The organism is Paenibacillus terricola, from assembly GCF_014779765.1.
Classification (GTDB): domain Bacteria; phylum Bacillota; class Bacilli; order Paenibacillales; family Paenibacillaceae; genus Paenibacillus_T; species Paenibacillus_T terricola.
On the sequence record NZ_JACXZA010000007.1, the window covers coordinates 64417 to 83356 of the forward strand.

An 18940-nucleotide genomic window follows, 5' to 3' on the forward strand; every position below is an offset into this window, starting at 1 on the left:
AGCTCGGACGCCGCCACTCCTATAATCAAATCAAGCACAGCGAACATTTCCTTATAGGAGGTACATGATTGATGAACAGCGAGCCCATTCGACTGACCGATGAGCAGATGAGAACGTTCGTAACGGAAGGTTTCTTGATTCTGCAGACCGACTTTCCTGCTTCCTTCCACGAAGCCATGACCCAAGAACTGCACCGCGTCTATACAGAGGAAGGCAACCCCGGCAACAACCTGCTGCCCCGCATCCGGGAGATTCAACAGGTATTCGACCATCCGATCATTACCGGAGCACTGACGAGCGTGCTAGGACCGAATTACATGCTTCATGCGCACCGGCACGGCCACTACAATGCGCAGCCAACGGCTGGCGGATGGCATAAGGACAGCTATTGGGGTTATAACAAAATGCGCCATCACCATCCATGGTGGGCGATGATTATGTATTTTCCGCAGGATACGCCGATCGAGCTCGGACCAACCGGGATTCTGCCTGGTACGCAAAATTATGAAACACGCACCTTCGAATCCGATGAGATCGAAGGCGAAGGATACGCCAGCGGCCAAGCCGGTACATTCGCGCTCATCCATTATGATATCTGGCATCGCGCAACAGCGAACATCCTCGGCAAGCCGCGGTATATGCTGAAATTCGAGTTCATGAGAACGGCCGCGCCAACGGAGCCTTCTTGGAACTGTTCGGATTTGCAATGGAGAGAGCCTGCGCAGGCAGCGCTGCCGATCGCTCGGCACGAGGCGATGTGGGAGGATACATGGAATTGGCTGACTGGACGGACTGGCAGCCTTGCCGATACGGCAGAGCCGAATGAAGAGCAAATTACACGTCTAACAGCAGAGCTGCGAGATGCATTCGAACCAAACGCGCTTAATGCTACCTATGAGCTAGCGCGCTGCGGCGTAGAAGGAATTGCCGCACTGCTGAACGGATTGCACGACGAATCCATCGCCGTCTCTCGTGTATCGGCGTATGGTCTTGCAGCATCGGGAGCAGGTGCTGTCAGCTGGTTGTCGGCCGCGCTGGACGATGAGCGTGACGAAACCGTGCAGCATGCGGTGTTTGCGCTCGGAGAACTCGGTGCACTTGCTGGATCGGCGGTTCCGAAGCTGTCCGCCCTGCTGTCGCACCGCTCGCCTGCCGTTCGCAGCGCAGTAGTAGAGTCGCTCGGCATGATCGGCAATGCAGCAAGCAGCGAAACGCAAGCGAAGGCTCCTGTAGAAGAAGCCGTCAGCGCTCTCGTTCGGGCACTGCAAGATTCCGATGTGCAGGTTCGTTTCATGACCGGACTCGCGCTGAGCCGCATTGGCCGCGACGCAGCAGCAGCTGTCCCTGCGCTCGCTGCTGCGCTGGACGATGACAACCGTTATGTTCGTGCACACGCGCTGGAGGCTTTGCGTTATATCGGAACGGAAGAAGCGAAGGACGTCCTTATTCATTCCTTGTTCCAAGCACGTTGGTGCGTGACAACGACGCCGGCGAATACCTTCTATCCTTGATCAGCCCTGCATGGCCGGCGTGGTGCCAGCATGCGCCAGTTCACGGAAGTCGGTCGGCGATAATGCCGTATATTCCTTGAACAGTCGGCTGAAATAAGGAGCATCCATCGTGAGCGTTTCGGCAATCGCCGAGACGCTCATATTCGTAAAGGCGAGCATCTGCTTCGCCTTGTCCATTCGCTTGTGGTTTACGTATTGGATGGGCGACAAGCCGGTTGTATTTTTGAATAAACGAATAAAGTAGTTCGGGTGAAAATGGACAAGCTGCGCCAGTTGATCGACCGTTAGACTCTCGGACAAATGCTCATCGATGTAGGCGAGTACGACATTCATCTTGTCCATCGCTCCTGACGCAGGCGCTTGAACGGTAATCGGGTCTGCATTCTCAACGAACGCTGCAATGAGGTCCAGCATCGCGGACTGCACGTGAATCGCAGCCGTCCACTCCGTGCTGTTATGGTAATGCACAAGCCGCTTGAATGACTCCCGCACACGCTCGCTGTCTGTGACCTGCACGGTTATCGGCGTCTTCAGCAGCTCGAACAGATTGAATGAACCAACCTTCGCCGTGAAGTGGCACCAATACTTGCCGAACGTATTGTCTCCCATGGTCCCATACGACTGGCGCACATCCGCAGGCAGCAGGCACAGCTCGCCAGGCTTCGGCAGCACTTTGCGGTCGCCCACCTTCAAGTACCCCTCGCCCTCTTCGATCCAATACAGCTTATTCACGTCAGGTACGTAGTCATCCTCGTTCCACGACGGCGGCACCTTCGTATAATGCGCGATCGCTACATGGAGCTTCATACCGGACAAATAGGTTTGCCAGAATGTCTGCTCATTCGCCTTCATCCGTCTAAAGCGCCTCCTTCCGTTCTTCCAACGATTACATGAATGTCTGCATTTCCTCTCGCAGGGCAATTGTAGTACGATTACAAGCGTGACTTTATTTACACCGCAGGGAGACTTTCATTCATTATGCCTACAGACCGCAAGACTGCCGGTACGTACGAGCTATTGTTCGTTATCGGTATTATCGCAATTTCGTTCTCATCGATTTTCGTACGCTGGTCCAACGCTGACGTTGCTGTCATCGCCATGTATCGGCTCTATCTTACCAACCTGCTTATGCTGCCGCTCGTATGGCGCTATCGCCATGAGTGGATGCGCCTTCGGCTCCGGCAATGGGGTCTTCTAACTGCATCAGGCGTTATGCTTGCGCTGCATTTTCTGTTATGGATGGCATCGCTTCGATTGACGACCGTAGCCAGCTCTACCGTCATTCTAACGCTGGAGCCTGTATTTGTCATGCTCGCTTCCTATGTGCTGTTCCGTACCCGCGTAAACCGTATGATGCTGATCGGCATCGGTATCGCAATGGTCGGTTCCATCGTTATCGGCTCTGGCGATTTCAGCCTGTCAGGCGACGCGCTTGTCGGGGATCTGCTGTCGATGTTCGGTGCGCTCGCTGTCGCCATTCATATGATGCTGGGCAAACATCTGCGCAAGGATATGAGTGCGTTCGTCTATAACTTCTCCGTGTTCGCGCTGGCCGCTACATCGCTCGCGGTATACAACCTAGTACGGGGGGTACCGTTCTTCGGCTACGAGGCGAAGGAGTGGGGCGTGTTCCTGCTGCTCGCGATTGTGCCGACGCTGTTCGGCCACTATCTGTTCAACTGGCTGCTGAAATTCATGAACACCGCTGCGGTGTCCATGTCCGTACTTGGAGAGCCCGTCATCGCATCGGTGCTTGCATGGATTCTGCTCGGCGAGGCGCTCACCGCTTACCAGCTTGGAGCCGGCATGCTGATTCTGTTCGGCGTGTGGCTGTTCATTCGGCATGGGGATAAGAACTGATACGCGTATCGCAAAAAAAAAGGCTGTCTCATCTGTGATCGATTGTTATCGATGACGAGCGAGACAGCCTTATTATTTAGGATGAGATTCGGACGGCATTCGCTGCCGCATCCCACTCTACCTTATTGCCGAACGCTTCGCTGATGAGCCGTAGCGGAACGAACGTACGCCCATTGACGATGATCGGCTTCAGTTTCGTATCCATTGCTTTGCCATTCACGGTCGTCGCGCCGGACACAGAGTCAAGCACGACCTTCGTCTCCCCTCGTGTCGCAATGACCGAACGAGTCGGTTGATCCCATTGCAGCTGGATATCCATTTGATCCATTACACCTCTCAGCGGCACATAGGTCGAGCCTTGCACGAGGAGCGGCGTTGTATCGCTTATAACCTCGTTGCCATCCAGATATACTCGGATCGAAGCTGGTATGACCTGAGGCTCCCTAATCGCCATATCCGGTAAGCCAAGTCCCGTCTGTCCAAGCCCGTTCGAACCCCAAGACATGATCCGTCCATCATTGAGCAGCACGTAATAATTATTGTTGCTCTCGGTAATCGCCTTGGCATTCTTAATGCCCGCTACCTGCTTGAGTTCTTCCGGCTTGTCGTTGACGACCCACGTCCAGACCGTACCGTCGGATTTCACCGCGGCGAAATTGGCAATCGACACGACGTCCTTTAGTCCCTTCACTTGAAACAGCTCATTAGTCGCCACCTCGGGGCGCGCCCATTCGGCATTCTTCCACATCCAGACCGTTCCGTTGAACGCGAGCGCCGTGCCATACGTTCCGCCAGCTACGATGGCGCCGAATTCATTGCTCTGCGTCGGTTGCGGAGCCATATCCAGCCGCTCGGGCTTCCGGGTCACTTTCTTAATGCCATCTATATTATGGTCAAGGCCCCAAGCCCAGATCAGTCCGCTGCTCTCGAGCGCCGCCGACTCATATAAGCCTGCTGAGATCGTGACGATATGCGACAGTCCCTTCACCTGCACCGGCCGCAGCTGATTACCAGTCCCGTCGATGCCAAGCTGACCGTTCTGATTGCCGCCCCAAGCCCATACCGTTCCATCCTTGCGAAGGGCAAGGCTGTGATCGTCCCCCGCCGCAACGGCGATGATGTCCTTCAGTCCCTCCACTTGAACCGGCTCTACCGCAATATCGATCGACTGCTTCCCATTGCCAAGCTGACCATGCTCGTTGCCGCCTACTGCCCAGACAGAGCCGTCTTCCTTCAACATGAGAGAATGACGGTAACCGCCGGACACCTGCTTCACATGATCGATATGCATTTGTACGGGGGAATACACGGTCTGCGTAAATCCGTTGCCAAGCGAAGTGTAGGCTCCGCCCCAGGCCCATACGGTACCATCCGTCTTCAGCGCATAGCCGCTGTAGCCGCCGCCATCGATCTGTTTCACATTGTTCACAAACTTGCTGCTGTCGGAACCCGAATCTGCTGCTGCCGCCGATACTAAACTGAAGGCAAGGATTGCCGTCGCACTGACGCTCGCCAGCCATCGTATTGTTCTCACGTGTATTGCGCACCTCCGTATATCACCCATTATTTAGCATATATGTAGACGATTATGCTTGTTCGAAGGTTTCACTCGAATGCAAAAAAGTCCGCCCTTCGCAATGCGAACGGCGAATTCAGACAGACTTCTATTACAAAAAAAAAAGAGACCGACATACCTGCCGATCCCTTGGTTCATTATCCTTCTGCCGATACGGCTGTCGAGGTTGGCGGCTGCTGACCGTCTTCCTTCTTCGGTGTCAGCACTTCCTTCTTCATAAACCACGTGATAATGAACGCAGCAACGGCGAAGACTGCGCCAACCATGAACAGGGCGTTAAACGAATCTGCAAATATCGTCTTCACTTGCTGCAGGACATCGCCCGGGAGTTCCTTCGGAATACCGTCAGTTGCGATCGTCTCTGCCGTATTCGCAGGCAGCTGATCTCCCATTCCCGTAAGGCCATTCTTGATATGCCCAGCCAACAGGCTGCCGAAAATGCTAAAGCCCATCGTTGCGCCAAGCGATTGAACGAGCTGAACCGTGGACAGCGCAACACCGCTAATGGACGAGTCCACCGATTCCTGCACAATAAGGTTGTCGGAGCCGAACAACACGCCCATGCCAAGCCCTAGAATGAAGCAGCTAACGATAATATACAGCGCCGTTGTGTCGGCTGTCAGATAGGTTAGCATGAAGAAGCCGACGACAGGCAGGATGAACGATCCGATAAATAACGTCTTATACGGCACCTTCGTAATGACGAAGCCATTCACAATGCTGGCCGGCACCGCGCCCGCCATGAACGACAGCAGCATGTAACCGGAGGCGGTTGGCGTTAAGCCGATGACATTTTGCAGGAAGAGAGGGAATGTCGCCATACCGCCCATCGCGCCGAACATAATGGTGAATACGAGCAAGGAGAGAACCACGACCGTCCGATTGCGGAACAACGACAGCGGGATGATCGGTTCTGCTGCCCGGCGCTCGATTCGGATGAAGGCTGCCATGAAGACTGCCGCCAATACGAGCATGCCGATAATAATCGGCGAGCCCCACGAGTAACCCTTCGTATCGATGAGGACCGGCGCCAACAGAAGTGACATGAGCGACAGGATGAGCGTAACCGCGCCTGCCCAGTCGACGCTGCGTTTCTCCGTACCAATTGACTCCTTCATGCCGCGAGCCAATACGAGTGAAGCAATGAGACCGACCGGAATGTTGATGAGGAAAATCCAATGCCAGCTCACGTGCCCGACAATGTATCCGCCAAGCGTTGGTCCAAGCAGCTGCGGGATAATCATAAGAGGACCGATAAGACTTTGGATTTTGGCCCGCTGTTCAAGTGGATATGTCTCCCCGATAATGACGAGCGACAGCGGCATTAACCCGCCCGCGCCAATGCCTTGAATGCCGCGTCCGACCAAGAGCATAATCATCGAGTTCGCCAACCCGCTCACGATCGATCCTGCGATGAACAAGCCCATGCAGATCATATAAACCTTTTTGCGTCCGTACAAGTCAGCAAGTTTGCCGATAATCGGCATAAACATCGTAATAGCGAGCATATACACACCCGCTACCCAGCCATACAACGAGAGGCCATGCAGCTCTCGAATAATGGTTGGCATAGCTGTCGAGACCACCGTCTCGTCGAGCCCGGAGAAAATCAAGCCGAGCATCAGACCGATAAGTACAAGCGTTTTGTTGTTTCCTTGAATCGCCATCGTTATAACCTCGATTCCACTATTTTTCAGGTCCGTTGTGTTCAAATTCCGCTATCTAGACAATAGAGCAATCAAAGCTAGGTTTCATCAGCCTTGAGACGGGTGCCGGACTCCTTCGCTTAGGCTAGGAGCTGGTGAACTTAGGCGATTTTGCCGCTTTTGTCCCTTGCCGTACGGGAACTGACGAGGTATGCTGAGTAGAGACTTAGACTACATAGGATAGGAATCGATTGCACATGACTATTGGGTTCTTCGACTCGGGCATTGGCGGGCTGTCAGTGCTTGCAGAATCACTTCGGCGGTTGCCCGATCAGGATTATTTATATATGGCCGATACATTGCATGTTCCTTACGGGTCCAAGACAAAGGATGAAGTAAGAGGATATATATTCGAAGCTGTCGACAGAATGATGCAGCAGGGGATCGACGCGCTTGTCGTGGCGTGTAATACAGCAACCAGCATTGCGGTGGAGGAGCTGCGCTCTGTCTATGATCTGCCGATTGTCGGCATGGAGCCGGCCGTTAAGCCAGCTGTTGAGATGAACCGCGCGACGGGTAAACGTGTGCTCGTACTAGCAACGCAACTGACGCTTCAGCTGCCGCGCTATTATGCGCTTGTCTCCCGTGTAGATGAGGGGGGTATCGTGGATTCGCTGCCGCTGCCGGAGCTCGTTCGCTATTGCGAGAGTCTGCAGTTTGATCCGCAGGTGATGGAGGCATACTTCCGATCCAAGTTCGAACCATACAATCTCGATGACTACGGCATAATTGTTCTTGGCTGCACCCACTATCCGTTCTATCGGAACATCCTTCGCAGAATGCTGCCAAGTCATATTGAAATTGTCGACGGCAATGCGGGTACGGTTCGCCGGCTGTCGGCGCTGCTCAACCGGTTCGGCATCGTCGGACATGGCAGCGGGCAAGTCCGCTTCATGTGCACAGGCAACGAGCCCGCCTATATCGACAAAATGCAAACGGCTCTCTCCTACTACGAGACCAACGTTGCACAACGCGAAGAATCGATTTCTTAAAAATGAAACCCCGCTCAGCCTATGCCGAGCGGGGTTATTGTGTTGGGGCTCTATTCCAACGGATCCTCCATCATCAGGCCGCTGAATGGGGCGTTGGGATCGTCGAATTTCTCCGTCTCCAATGTACCAAGGTCCGCGATGATCCACTCGCCGTCCTGCTGCTTCAGCTCGACCTCCAGATGTCCGGCAAGCCCGATCGCGTACCGCAAGTTGATCGTGAACGTGAAGCGAATCGTGTCCGGCGACGTATACGCTGCATCGATAGGCTGCCAAGCGAAGGCGCGGTTCATATTGCCGGTCTCCCGCTCCTGCTTCGCGATAGCTTCTCTCAGATACTGAAATCCAGGATTGCTCCATGCTGTGTCCGTGAACAATGCACGCAGCTTGTCCTCTGGCAGCGGTCCACCCGGATACTCCACTTCTTTCAGCCCAAGGGCTTGACCGATATGGAGCGATGCATTCCCCGTAATTTCATCAAGCCCGGCATATTCCTTCGTCCGATCCGTCACACCTTTAGCAAGAAGCTGGTGCTTCCCATCATCCAGCACCCATGCAATCTCCAGCCTCGTGCCCATAATGATGGTCTGCGCAGTCAAGCCGGTTCCTGTCGATTCGATCGGCCCGTTCATATCGAACAAGAACGAGCTCATATCTTTTAACCCGCTTCCTTGCTCGTTATACACGAAATGAAGCGGAAATGCTTCTTCATTAGACTTAATCGCATAGGCGTAGGTTGTAAACATAGAGCCATAGCCTTGTGCAAAGCGATAATACCTTGGCTGGAACAACAGCACATCCACTCCATCTAACTGAACCACCTTCATCGAAGCAAGCTCTGGCAGCTGGCGCAGCACTTGATCAACCAGGGCTGGCAGCTTATGCTCCTGTCCCGATGTATCTACATATCGCACCGTATACGTACCCTTAGCCATCCTTCAGAACAGCCTCACCCGGCTGCGATAATACTTCCAGCCTGCCATATCGACTGACGCCAACGACTCGAAGGGTCACGCTGTCATTCACCATGTCATGACTTGAACGATCGGGCCAAGTGGCAGCATCATACATCTGGCTTTCCAAGATCCGATTCGGCAAGGCAGGCATATCATACCCTGGCTCGAATGTACCTAACTCAAATTTCGACTGTGCAACTGCCGTCACTGACGTCCCCTTATCCGATGCCTCCTTCGACCACCACAAAAGAGCAATACCAGCCGCCGCAACAATTGCGAGCATCAGCATAACGATGACGGATAGGAGAACGATCTGCTTATGCTTAACGGTCAAACGTTCAACCTCCTCGATTCCATGCATAAGTTTGTTCTCTAGACGCCCGTAACGTGCAATTGGTTGCTATTGTAAAGAACGTATATTCAAATTATTCCTTAGGATGGTATACTCTTGGCAGCTTGCTTACTTATTACACAAGGAGGCATCATCATGGAACAACGACCCGTCATCCGCTTAACGCGCTCACCGTTGGAAGTCTGTCTCGAGGTGCTGAACATCGTAATAATTATAGGAACGCTTGTCTATTTACTCATTCGCTGGCGCGATTTGCCGTCGACGATTCCAATTCATTACGCTGGTTCAGGCGAAGCTGATGGTTGGGGAAGCCGATCAACGCTGCTGCTGCTTCCGCTCATCGCCATTGCTCCATATGTTCTGATCACGATCATTAGCCGCTTTCCTCATACGTTCAACTTTCCCGTTGCAGTAACAGAACAGAACGCTCCTGAGCTGTATCGGCTCACTGTCCAAATGCTCAACTGGCTCAAGTTCGAGATGGTGTTCTTATTCAGCTCCCTTGGCGTCCTAGTGATACGCAGCGCAACTACGGGCCACGCCGGAAGCATCGGCATCTTCACGATCATCGGCGCTATCGTCATACTCGGCACCATATTCGGATACGTATTTCATATCGTTCGTCGGTTCAGAACACGCACAACGAGCTAGCGCCAACTAGCGGCTGTTACCCCTGTTTGCCCGTCGCCAGCCGGACAATATCCGGCACCTCAAGTATGCGCTGATCAGGCACATCCATCGCAGCATGGATCATCGCCTGTCCAAGCTCACGCAGCGTCAGCGCATATTTGGGGAATAGACGGCGCAGCGCCGGGTACAACCAGGTCATATATTTGTAATACTTATGTACATTATGAAGCCCGGGAGTCGGATGAATATAACCCGGGCGGAACATATATGCGGCATTGAACGGCAGTTTCATGAGATCGTTCTCCGTCTTCCCCTTCACCCTCGCCCACATCGACTTGCCCTTCTCCGTACTGTCTGTATGCATACCCGTGACATACGTGAACACCATATCCGGATTAAGGCGGACAAGCGTTGACGCCACGTGCATCGTTAGATCGTAGGTTACCTGCCGGTAGGCCGCCTCAGTCATGCCAACCGAGGATACGCCCAGGCAGAAGAAGCATGCGTTATAACCCGAGAGCTGCTGCTCGATCGGTTTCAGATCATGAAAGCTGCTATGCACAATTTCGGTCAGCTTCGGATGCTGGACTCCACACGGTTTGCGGTTAAGAACAAGCACTCGCTCCACCTCATGGGACTGCAAACATTCATGCAGCACCCCTTCGCCTACCATGCCAGTAGCCCCCGTTACAATAACGCTCAGCCTCATCTTCCCTCAACCGTCCTCTGCCCTAATATGGTATTTCCCGACCCTCACGCTCTATTCAATCTGCAGCAATCGCTGTTACAAGTCAGTATACGGCGCCAGAACTTGGAACTCAATTGAGCGTCCGCCTACCTTCGGACAGAATGCAGACTCCACCAATCATCAGCCGCAATCTATCACCCCATGAACCAGCTGCTCCCGCATCGCTTGGCTATCTGTCTTATGCTACACTTGAACGAGTGGATTCTGAACACGCGATCATTGATTCTTAATAAATAGGGAGAGTATCTCACAATGAAACTTATATCTTGGAATGTGAACGGCCTCCGCGCCTGTGTAACCAAAGGCTTCGGCGACTACTTCCGCTCGGAGAACGCCGATATTTTCTGCGTACAGGAGACGAAGCTGCAAGAAGGACAGATCGAGCTTGACCTTGGCGAGGAATACCATCAATTCTGGAACTATGCGGTCAAAAAAGGTTACTCCGGCACCGCTGTCTTCACGCGGGTCAAGCCGCTTACCGTACGTTACGGTATAGAGGAAGACAGCGAAGACGAGGGCCGAATTCTGACACTTGAGTTCGATAAGTTCTACCTCGTGAACGTGTATACGCCGAACGCGAAGCGCGATCTGTCGCGGCTCGACTATCGGATGGAATGGGAGGAGCGATTCCGCGCTCACCTTATCCAGCTTGATGCGATCAAGCCCGTTATCGTATGCGGCGACCTTAATGTCGCCCACCAAGAGATCGATATCAAGAATGCTCGCTCCAACATCGGCAACTCCGGCTTCACGGACGAAGAGCGCGGCAAGTTCGCGACGCTGCTCGAAGCCGGCTTCGTCGATTCTTTCCGCCATCTGTATCCAGAGCGCGGCGACACGTTCAGCTGGTGGTCGTTCATGCCCAAGGTACGCGAGCGCAATATCGGCTGGCGCATCGACTATTTCCTCGTATCGGCAAGGCTTGCGCCTGCGATCATAGAGGCAGAGATTGATTGCCACATTCTTGGCAGCGATCATTGTCCAGTGAAGCTCGAGCTATCGGAAAAGCTGATGGGTTGAGCGCGAGCCTGCATTTTGCTACAATTTATTAGGAAATTATTGGAGGGTGATGAACGGTATGCCAGCAACTTTGTAATGGTTAATCAACAACATCATTTAAACTATTACAAGGATGCAAAGCATAATGTGCCTTTTCACCACATCATGCAGCGAATCCTTGTGATTCCCTGCACAGTGTGAGATGCCATCCATTATGATGCTTTGTTCCTTCTACACTTTAGGAGGATTACAATGAGCCATTCACAAGAGCAGAATCGAAACGTCTTTACGATAGAATGCGAAGATATTGTACTAAGAGAGTTTCAAGAGAATGATTTGGATGCTTTCCACGCGCTTACGTGGGAGCCGCACTTTCATGCCTATTTGACCGATTGGAACGTAGCACGGGAACAGCGAGAAGAGTGGTTCCTCCAGTATGAAATACCCGATAACAAACGGTTCTTGGATGCTGTTGCGCAAGACGGCGATATTGGAGAACTACGTTTGCGGCTCGGAATTATACTTAAAGCGACCGGACAATTCATTGGCGTATGCGGGACGGGAATTAAGGATGAACTGCCTGCTCCGAATCGGGAGATTCTATATGGCATCTCAAGCGGCCATCGCAATAAGGGCTATACGACACAAGCTGCACAAGGATTAATAAAGTTCCTATTCGATCACACCAATGTCACAGAGCTAATCGCCATCGCAGAGATAAGCAATCTTCCTTCGAATAAAGTAATACAGAAATGCGGCTTTGTGTTCCAAAACGATGTCGTCATCGATCATCAGAATTATCATTACTACAAGTTAAGCGCAAACTAGCTTACGAGCTTACGACTAAGGGGCTGCCACTGGCAGCCCCTTAGTTCATCCCGCATAGCTGGCCCGATCCACTCGCCGCTTAGCTCACGGGCATCGCACCGCGATGCCATCGGATTTATGACCTCGCATGCCAGCCCAACTACTTCACCCGCTTCGTCGCAGCATATAGCTGTCCATCCTTTTCTGCCAGCACGAATAAGGTTTCTCCGTCCGGAAGCCATTGTACCCCTCCGATATTAACAGCTTTCTCGTTCAACCGAGCAGCATGGCTGCCATCAGCATTGGCAACGACGATTCGTTCCACTGTCCCGTCACTTGCTGTGTTGTCCGCTGTCTCCATCGTGTAGAAGCCCTTCTTCCCATCCGGCGAATAAGTAAACCGTTGTCGCAGCCTTTCACCTGAATCCGAAAGAAGCGGTACCTTGGCCGTAAGCTTGGCATTGCTATCATAAAACTGCAAATCGTCTTTCACGACCAAGACGAACCCAGCGTCCAGCGGGCCAAATGAAATATCATGCGCCCCTGTTCCCTCCGGCAGCAGCGGCTTCTCCTTCATCGTGCTGAGATCGACGATATACGGCACGGTATAATCTACGCTCTCTCCTTCATTGAACGCGTGATCGACAAGCAGCGTCTTCCCCGGCTCCAGCCAACCGCGCATCATCCAAGGACCCATGCCGAGCGGGAGCTCTTGGTTCATCGGCACGTCGAGATCATACATCGCTAAGACGAATTCATAACCCGAGCCATCCGCTATGGTATTGCCCGTGTGTCGAATGTAAACAAACCGATTCGTGCCCGGAATCCACAGCGGCGAGTTATCAATGTCATAAGAGGTAAGCCGTACGCCTTTGTCATCCGCCCCATTCACAGGTGCTGCCCATATTCCTGGAGCTACATTGCCGTAGTACAGTGTCCACTGCTCGTTCCGTCCGATCACCCTCTGCTGCTCTAGCTTGCCCGTCGCTGCCGACCATGCCGCATAATGCTCCGTCGCATATTCTTCGCTCCAATAGGTAATATCGACTGTATCCTTCTGCACGCGGGACAGTCCGATCGTAATACTCGAGCTTGGGAACGACCCGACGAGCTCCGAAGCCCTCGACACCAAATCATATCGGTACAGCTTCGACTCCGTATCTCCGTTCACGGCATATACCAACGTTTGTGGATCCACCATCAGCTCTCCAGACGTGCCCGGCACCACAGGGTTGTACAAATAGACATCGTCAAAATTACGCTCCGGCTCTGCCTCCAATGCTGAGCTGATCGGTGAAGACTCCGATCCAGCTGGCGACGTTTCCTGCGTTACGTCCGACGTGACTGGCTCATCCTGCTTCGTATCTTCTGCCGCATCGCCTATTACTTCGATCTGCTCCCGGTCCGACCGAGAACCTTCCTCTGACGCCGTACTGCAGCCTGTAACCGACGCCAGCAACAGCAGCATGCAAGCTCCTGCGGCCGTTGTCAGAACGAGCTGCTTCGAGCGATGAGCCCGTCGTTTGGACATCATGTACCTCCCCGCATTCCCTTTAGAATCTACACCAATAGACGGCGAAGCTTAGACAAGGTTGCCGATTCGGGAACATTTTATAGAAAATTTAATATTCCAAACCATACCCGTCTCAAGTCGGATATGCGGCGGCACTGAAGACGGAGTCTCCGCTGGCCCAACGTATGATCGCTCAACCCGACTGCGGCCGCTGGGAAACCTATCCGTTCCAATGCTACATTGGAGACAGGGAAAAACAAGGGAACAACAATCCAACGATCGGATACGGAGGTTTCAATCATGTATATTCGCAAGGCAGCGGCCCGCAAGTGGCTGTTCGGACTGCTTGCTTTTCTGGCGGTAGGCATCGGCCTGTACGCTTTCACCTTCTACGGCACGATCGACAGTGCACGCAACAGCGGTTTCGCAGAGGGCAAGGCAGAGGATCATCTGCCGGATCTATGGTATACCTTCATCTGGCTTCATGCGATCTCTGCCGGCACGGCACTCGGAATTGGCTGGCTGCAGTTCATAAGAAAAATCCGCCGCCGCAATCCGAATGTACATCGAATAGTCGGCTATCTGTATAGCGCCGGCATTGCGGTTGGAGGCGTTACGGGGTTGTATGTCGCATGGTATGCCGATGGCGGGCTGAGCGGCCGAATCGGCTTCACTGCGCTGGCGCTTGTGTGGCTGTACACCCTGTTCCGTGGGCTCAAAAGCATTATTGTCGACCGGAACCAAGTCGAACACAGCTGGTGGTTCATTCGCAACTACGCGCTCACTTGTGCGGCCATTACGCTCCGCGTCTACGTCCCAATTGCCGCTGGCTTGTTCGGCATTACGGACAACAACGATTCGTTCACCGTCATTGCTTGGCTGTGCTGGATCCCGAATCTGCTGTTCGCCGAGATGCTCATTAGCGGTCGCGGGCAGTCACGCCAGCGGCCGATTGAGCTGTAGGCGAGAGGTGAGGATTCATGAGAAAACCACATCGTCAACAGCTCGAGATTACCGTCGCCGTATGGAGCATGAGCATGCTTATGATCCTCAGCGCAAGCCACCAACATGCGAGAGTAGAGGCAGAGACTACAAGTACAAACGCTAGCCCATCATACTCGGATGTCGTATCTCCTCCTCCGTGCCATAGTTAAATAAACGTCAAGAAGGGTGCACGCATCCCGCGTGCACCCTTCTTGCTTATACCCTCGGTCGTGCGTCACCCTGCTGCTACCAGCCGAAGTCCAACGTTTTGCCCGTCTCCGCCAGCGTCTTCAGATTGCTCAGAATCATTGGCCAGCTCTGCTTCGTGCTCTCGTATGATGGGTGGTTGTCCGGCCATTGATCATTCACCAACGTCATCTTCGTAGTGGAGCCAACCGCCTCCAGCGTCAGCGATACGCGTGTCTCCAACTCCGCATGGTTCTCCCGATAAGATGGGCCTGGATGTTCCGTATAGCTCATGAACCGATTCGGCTCGAAAGCCAGCACTGTGCCGTACACATGAACCGTCTCATCCCCATCATTGCCTGGGCCGATATAACGATACGGTGATCCAATCTCGAAAGTTGACTCCAGTACGCTGCCGAACAGAATCGCCTTGGTTCCCTCTGGTTCAATAAACAACTTCCATATATGCTCGATCGGCGCGCCAACATACATCTCATATCGAAGTTCTGTCATTCAAATTCCTCCATTTCGTCATCCATTCGTTGCACGAATAGCAATGAACTGATAGTCTCATTATAGAGAAGCAGAATTCACTAGTATTGTAAAAACGCGACAACAGTATTGAGGGGTGGACAATGCGGCAGAAGGATCAAACGTCGGACCGGGGGATTCTGAAGGCCGAGATGGGCATGCGTAATTTCTCGCTAATGCGGTATAGTCCGGCCCCAGCTCTCGCTCCCTATATTGAACATTACTGGACCGTTCAATGGGATTTGCGCGGACAAGCGCCGTTCAGCCAGAACGTGCTGTCCTATCCCAACGTCAACCTATCGTTCGAGAATGAGAGCGGCCGCCGATTCACTGGCGTCTATGGCGTTCCAAGAGCGGTCTATACACGCCATCTGCAGGATACAGGCATGGTGCTCGGCATCAAATTTCGTCCCGGCGGCTTCTATCCCGTATGGGGACAGCCAGTCTCTCAGCTTACCGGTCAGATCATCCCAGCCCATCAGCTCTTCCGCGAGCCTGTCACGCAGATTGAAGAACAGATCTGGGAGCAGGACAGCGGCGAACGAATGGCACAGCTGGCAGAGCAATGGCTTCTCACGCGGCTGCCTTCTCAGCCTGACCCCAATACACAGCTCGTTAACGATATAGTCGAGGCCGCGATCAGCAATCGCGAGATGACACAGGTTGAGCGAATGGCTGTACAATTCAATATGAGCACCCGAGCCCTTCAGCGCTTGTTCAGCCGCTACGTCGGGGTGAGCCCGAAGTGGGTTATCCAGCGTTTTCGGATACAGGAAGCGGCTGAGCTAATGGAGAACGGCGGCGTGACCGATTGGGCAGCGCTGACGCAGCAGCTTGGATTTTTTGACCAGGCGCATTTTATCAAAGCGTTCAAATCACTTATCGGCAAATCGCCGGATGCCTATCGCAAGGAAATTCATCTCTAATCCCACTATCTATGATCGAGGAGAATCAACATGTCGGAAGTACCTCTCGTTGAAATTGCCTATCAGCATATTCGCACACAACTGTTGAACGGTGTTTACCTGCCCGGCCATCAGTTCACAGAATCAGAGCTCGCCGCCGAGCTTGGCATGAGCCGCACGCCGATTCGCTCTGCTATCTCCCTGCTTGAGAAGGAGGGCTTCGTTCAAACGCTGTACAAGCGCGGCATCATTGTCAGAGGAATTGAAGCTAAAGATCTTTATCATATATTCGATCTCCTCAACGCGCTCTACTCTTATGCGCTCGATTGCATCGACCAAGGCATGTACTACGAGCTGGATTTGCCGCAGCTGCGCAAGCATTACGATCAACTCATCGAAGCGAGCGACAACAAGCAATACCGTGCGTACTACGAGAACGGGCTTATGTTTATGTACACCTTGCTGGCTTCCATTCGCAACCGCTATATTACCGAGACGTTCAACTTACATCGAGACAAGCTGCTGTTCTACGTCGTTGCTTACCGTCTGACGCAAGGCGCTAACCGACCGTATACAGGACGCAAGTTGTACGAGGAGATCTATCATCGGCTTGCCGAAGGCAACTACCAAGAAGCGAAGAAAGCGATCATGGAGCACAAACGCAACATGCGCGAGGATCTGCTTCGCAACAGTATGCTGCCATAAGAAACCACTAACGAACCCTATACACGCTAATGTGCCAAAATCGCACCTTTCTCAGCTCTAACGAACTTCAGCAGCACTAGTACAACTCATATGACCATTTCCAGCCGAGCGGACGCCCAATAGCGTCCGCTCGATTCGTTACAGAATCAGCGCACCGCTGCGGGCCGAATAAGGTCCGCACGGTTCATTAGACTACCCTTTTTCCCCCGTTCAACCAACAGTTGAATTTGGAATCAACCTTATTCTCTTACTACTCCATTACGCCTCTTCGAAGTGCGTGCTATGATGAACTTGTCGGCGCCGACACAAATATCTCAATAAAAAGGATGTAGCGAAATGACGATTCGCATAGGCACGATGATTGCAGAGCTTCGAAAAGAGAGACGTATGACGCAGGAACAGCTTGCAGCTGCGGTGGGCGTATCTATTGCCGCTGTATCCAAGTGGGAATGCGAGAGCTCCTATCCAGATATAACGATACTTCCTGCGATTGCTTCGTTCTTCGACGTATCTGTCGATACGCTTCTTGGGCACCAGGTACAATCCGGCCAAGCCCAACGATATAGCGAGCAATTGAAGCAGCATACCGCAGCGTTTGATCTAGATGCTGGCCTCTCTCTCGCAGAGGAGGCGCTGATAAAGTACCCGAACGATTTTGATATCCTTCGGCATGCCGCCCAGCTTCAGATGTTCAAGGCCAACGCTGACGACTGCGATAACGCCGAGAAGGAGCTCCATGTCGAGCAGGCGGTTGACCGCTTCCAACGCGCATTGACGGTCAGACCATCGAACTCACCCGTTCGGCCCGAAATTTTGAAAATATTAATAGCATACACCTATGGCGATAATGGTAAGTATGATCAAGCAATCGCCATTCTCGAAGAGCTCAACGTTCGAGGCGTAATGGATGCTGAAATCGCTCGCTATCTGATAAGGGCGGGAAGACATTCGGAAGCACAGCCGAAACTGCAGTCATACTTGTGGACATTCGCTTCCACCTTCGGTACGCTCGTTCACAATCTTAATGAATGCTTTAAAGCGGACGGCAATACTGCGCTTGTCATAGACTTGCAACAACTTCATGCGGAATTTATGGAACGTTTCACAGGCGAAACGCCCAGCGACGCCGATCTGCTTTGTGTATGGAGCTTCTTCGGTTTAGCGAAGGATCAGCGTGATGCAGGTGACATCGAGGGGATGTGGGGCAGTCTTGCCAGAGGCGTCCATCATGCTCTGCGGTTCGACGCTAACCCTTCCTACGAGCAATCCGCGGTCAAATTCATGGCTGGCACGGAAGGTTATATGAACAAGGTTACTCCGGGTCACGCCTGCCGAGATGCGATCCGAGAACTAACAAACAAATTTGCCGAGTTTGCCCATGATGAGCGTTATATCACCTGGCTGCAAAAGCTTAAGGCAGCGGATTCAGGCGTCGACCCTGACGTGCATTGATGCCTCTGAAGTCAGCTCCTCTGACTGCTCCTTCAACAAAAGATTCGATCAACCAAACATATTGAGCTTATGCTAATCGCTAATGATTTCTTTCCCCACCACTGTTTGAGTGACAACGAACCACAAAAACGCTATTGGGCCGAAAATGCACCATGCTCAGCTCTAACGAACTTCAGCGGCGTTATTACAACATAAATGACCATTTCCCATCGAGCGGACGCCCAATAGCGTCCGCTCGATTCGTTACAACCCTGACACCCCGCTGCGGGTCGAATAAGACTAGCACAGTTCGTTAGACTCTCCGGCCGGGCGCTGTTTGCCGTAGGGACATGGCCACCATCTTGAAAATGGCTAGTGTCCGGAATTAGGGGGTTAAGCCGCCACCACCAGCCTCGCAATTGCCTGCCAAGCACACCCTTCAGGCTAACGGACTGGATCGCCGTTATTCGTCTGGAATCATGCTAACGCGTCCTCTATCGGACTTCATTGACGTTATTGTGCCGCAATTCATCGTTTCGAGCTGCCCAATC

The 18940-nt window shown here is 52.8% G+C and carries 18 protein-coding genes; 10 read left to right on the top strand and 8 right to left on the bottom strand.

The genetic code is table 11. The features are described from left to right. Positions 1 to 71 precede the first annotated feature (71 nt). A complete protein-coding gene (locus H8B09_RS24145; protein WP_191206160.1) occupies positions 72 to 1511 on the top strand; it encodes a HEAT repeat domain-containing protein in 1440 nt (479 codons plus the stop codon). Here the strand turns inward: H8B09_RS24145 and H8B09_RS24150 are convergent, their stop codons facing one another. Beyond that, positions 1512 to 2363, bottom strand: a complete 852-nt coding sequence (locus tag H8B09_RS24150) for an AraC family transcriptional regulator (protein WP_191206161.1) — start codon at positions 2361 to 2363, stop codon at positions 1512 to 1514. It abuts the gene before it with no gap. Positions 2364 to 2489: 126 nt separating this feature from the next. On the opposite strand from H8B09_RS24150, the gene H8B09_RS24155 reads away from it, so the two are divergent. Beyond that, a complete protein-coding gene (locus H8B09_RS24155) occupies positions 2490 to 3371 on the top strand; it encodes a DMT family transporter (protein WP_191206162.1) in 882 nt (293 codons plus the stop codon). A gap of 76 nt (positions 3372 to 3447) precedes the next feature. On the opposite strand, the gene H8B09_RS24160 is transcribed toward H8B09_RS24155, so the two are convergent. Both H8B09_RS24160 and H8B09_RS24165 read right to left on the bottom strand, forming a co-directional pair. Further along, entirely contained in the window at positions 3448 to 4905 is a 1458-nt protein-coding gene (locus H8B09_RS24160) for a stalk domain-containing protein (protein WP_191206163.1), read from the bottom strand. A 179-nt stretch (positions 4906 to 5084) separates the two neighbouring features. Continuing rightward, entirely contained in the window at positions 5085 to 6614 is a 1530-nt protein-coding gene (locus H8B09_RS24165) for an MDR family MFS transporter (RefSeq protein ID WP_191206164.1), read from the bottom strand. A gap of 236 nt (positions 6615 to 6850) precedes the next feature. On the opposite strand from H8B09_RS24165, the gene murI reads away from it, so the two are divergent. After that, complete coding sequence (gene murI / locus H8B09_RS24170) at positions 6851 to 7645, top strand: glutamate racemase (protein ID WP_191206165.1); 795 nt, start codon at positions 6851 to 6853, stop codon at positions 7643 to 7645. A gap of 50 nt (positions 7646 to 7695) precedes the next feature. Here murI and H8B09_RS24175 read toward each other — a convergent pair whose 3' ends face one another. Together H8B09_RS24175 and H8B09_RS24180 are read right to left on the bottom strand one after the other, a co-directional pair. Next, the gene (locus H8B09_RS24175) at positions 7696 to 8577 is read right to left on the bottom strand and encodes a hypothetical protein (protein ID WP_191206166.1); all 882 of its coding nucleotides are present in this window, start codon (positions 8575 to 8577) and stop codon (positions 7696 to 7698) included. Then, positions 8570 to 8932, bottom strand: a complete 363-nt coding sequence (locus tag H8B09_RS24180) for a hypothetical protein (RefSeq protein ID WP_191206167.1) — start codon at positions 8930 to 8932, stop codon at positions 8570 to 8572. The genes H8B09_RS24175 and H8B09_RS24180 overlap by 8 nt, the downstream gene beginning before the upstream one ends. 153 nt (positions 8933 to 9085) lie before the next feature. Between H8B09_RS24180 and H8B09_RS24185 the strand changes: the two genes are divergently transcribed. Continuing rightward, positions 9086 to 9601 carry a DUF1648 domain-containing protein gene (locus tag H8B09_RS24185; protein ID WP_191206168.1) on the top strand — a complete coding sequence of 172 codons (516 nt, stop codon included), beginning with the start codon at positions 9086 to 9088 and terminating at the stop codon, positions 9599 to 9601. A gap of 16 nt (positions 9602 to 9617) precedes the next feature. On the opposite strand, the gene H8B09_RS24190 is transcribed toward H8B09_RS24185, so the two are convergent. Beyond that, entirely contained in the window at positions 9618 to 10289 is a 672-nt protein-coding gene (locus H8B09_RS24190) for an NAD-dependent epimerase/dehydratase family protein (RefSeq protein ID WP_191206169.1), read from the bottom strand. A gap of 291 nt (positions 10290 to 10580) precedes the next feature. On the opposite strand from H8B09_RS24190, the gene H8B09_RS24195 reads away from it, so the two are divergent. Beyond that, complete coding sequence (locus H8B09_RS24195; RefSeq protein ID WP_191206170.1) at positions 10581 to 11348, top strand: exodeoxyribonuclease III; 768 nt, start codon at positions 10581 to 10583, stop codon at positions 11346 to 11348. A 231-nt stretch (positions 11349 to 11579) separates the two neighbouring features. Further along, on the top strand, positions 11580 to 12155 hold the full coding sequence (locus tag H8B09_RS24200; protein ID WP_191206171.1) for a GNAT family N-acetyltransferase: 576 nt from the start codon (positions 11580 to 11582) through the stop codon (positions 12153 to 12155). Positions 12156 to 12294: 139 nt separating this feature from the next. Here the strand turns inward: H8B09_RS24200 and H8B09_RS24205 are convergent, their stop codons facing one another. Beyond that, positions 12295 to 13665 carry a TolB-like translocation protein gene (locus H8B09_RS24205; RefSeq protein ID WP_191206172.1) on the bottom strand — a complete coding sequence of 457 codons (1371 nt, stop codon included), beginning with the start codon at positions 13663 to 13665 and terminating at the stop codon, positions 12295 to 12297. 282 nt (positions 13666 to 13947) lie between these two features. Between H8B09_RS24205 and H8B09_RS24210 the strand changes: the two genes are divergently transcribed. Beyond that, positions 13948 to 14610, top strand: a complete 663-nt coding sequence (locus H8B09_RS24210) for a DUF2306 domain-containing protein (protein WP_191206173.1) — start codon at positions 13948 to 13950, stop codon at positions 14608 to 14610. Between the two features lie 267 nt (positions 14611 to 14877). On the opposite strand, the gene H8B09_RS24215 is transcribed toward H8B09_RS24210, so the two are convergent. Then, a complete protein-coding gene (locus tag H8B09_RS24215; RefSeq protein ID WP_191206174.1) occupies positions 14878 to 15330 on the bottom strand; it encodes an SRPBCC domain-containing protein in 453 nt (150 codons plus the stop codon). A 122-nt stretch (positions 15331 to 15452) separates the two neighbouring features. Between H8B09_RS24215 and H8B09_RS24220 the strand changes: the two genes are divergently transcribed. The 3 genes from H8B09_RS24220 to H8B09_RS24230 all read left to right on the top strand — a co-directional run bounded on the left by H8B09_RS24220 (position 15453) and on the right by H8B09_RS24230 (position 18410). Beyond that, positions 15453 to 16274 (top strand): AraC family transcriptional regulator, encoded by an 822-nt coding sequence (locus H8B09_RS24220; RefSeq protein ID WP_191206175.1) that lies wholly within the window; start codon positions 15453 to 15455, stop codon positions 16272 to 16274. A gap of 30 nt (positions 16275 to 16304) precedes the next feature. Continuing rightward, complete coding sequence (locus H8B09_RS24225; RefSeq protein WP_191206176.1) at positions 16305 to 16958, top strand: GntR family transcriptional regulator; 654 nt, start codon at positions 16305 to 16307, stop codon at positions 16956 to 16958. Between the two features lie 336 nt (positions 16959 to 17294). Next, the gene (locus H8B09_RS24230; protein WP_191206177.1) at positions 17295 to 18410 is read left to right on the top strand and encodes a helix-turn-helix transcriptional regulator; all 1116 of its coding nucleotides are present in this window, start codon (positions 17295 to 17297) and stop codon (positions 18408 to 18410) included. Positions 18411 to 18940: the final 530 nt, after the last annotated feature.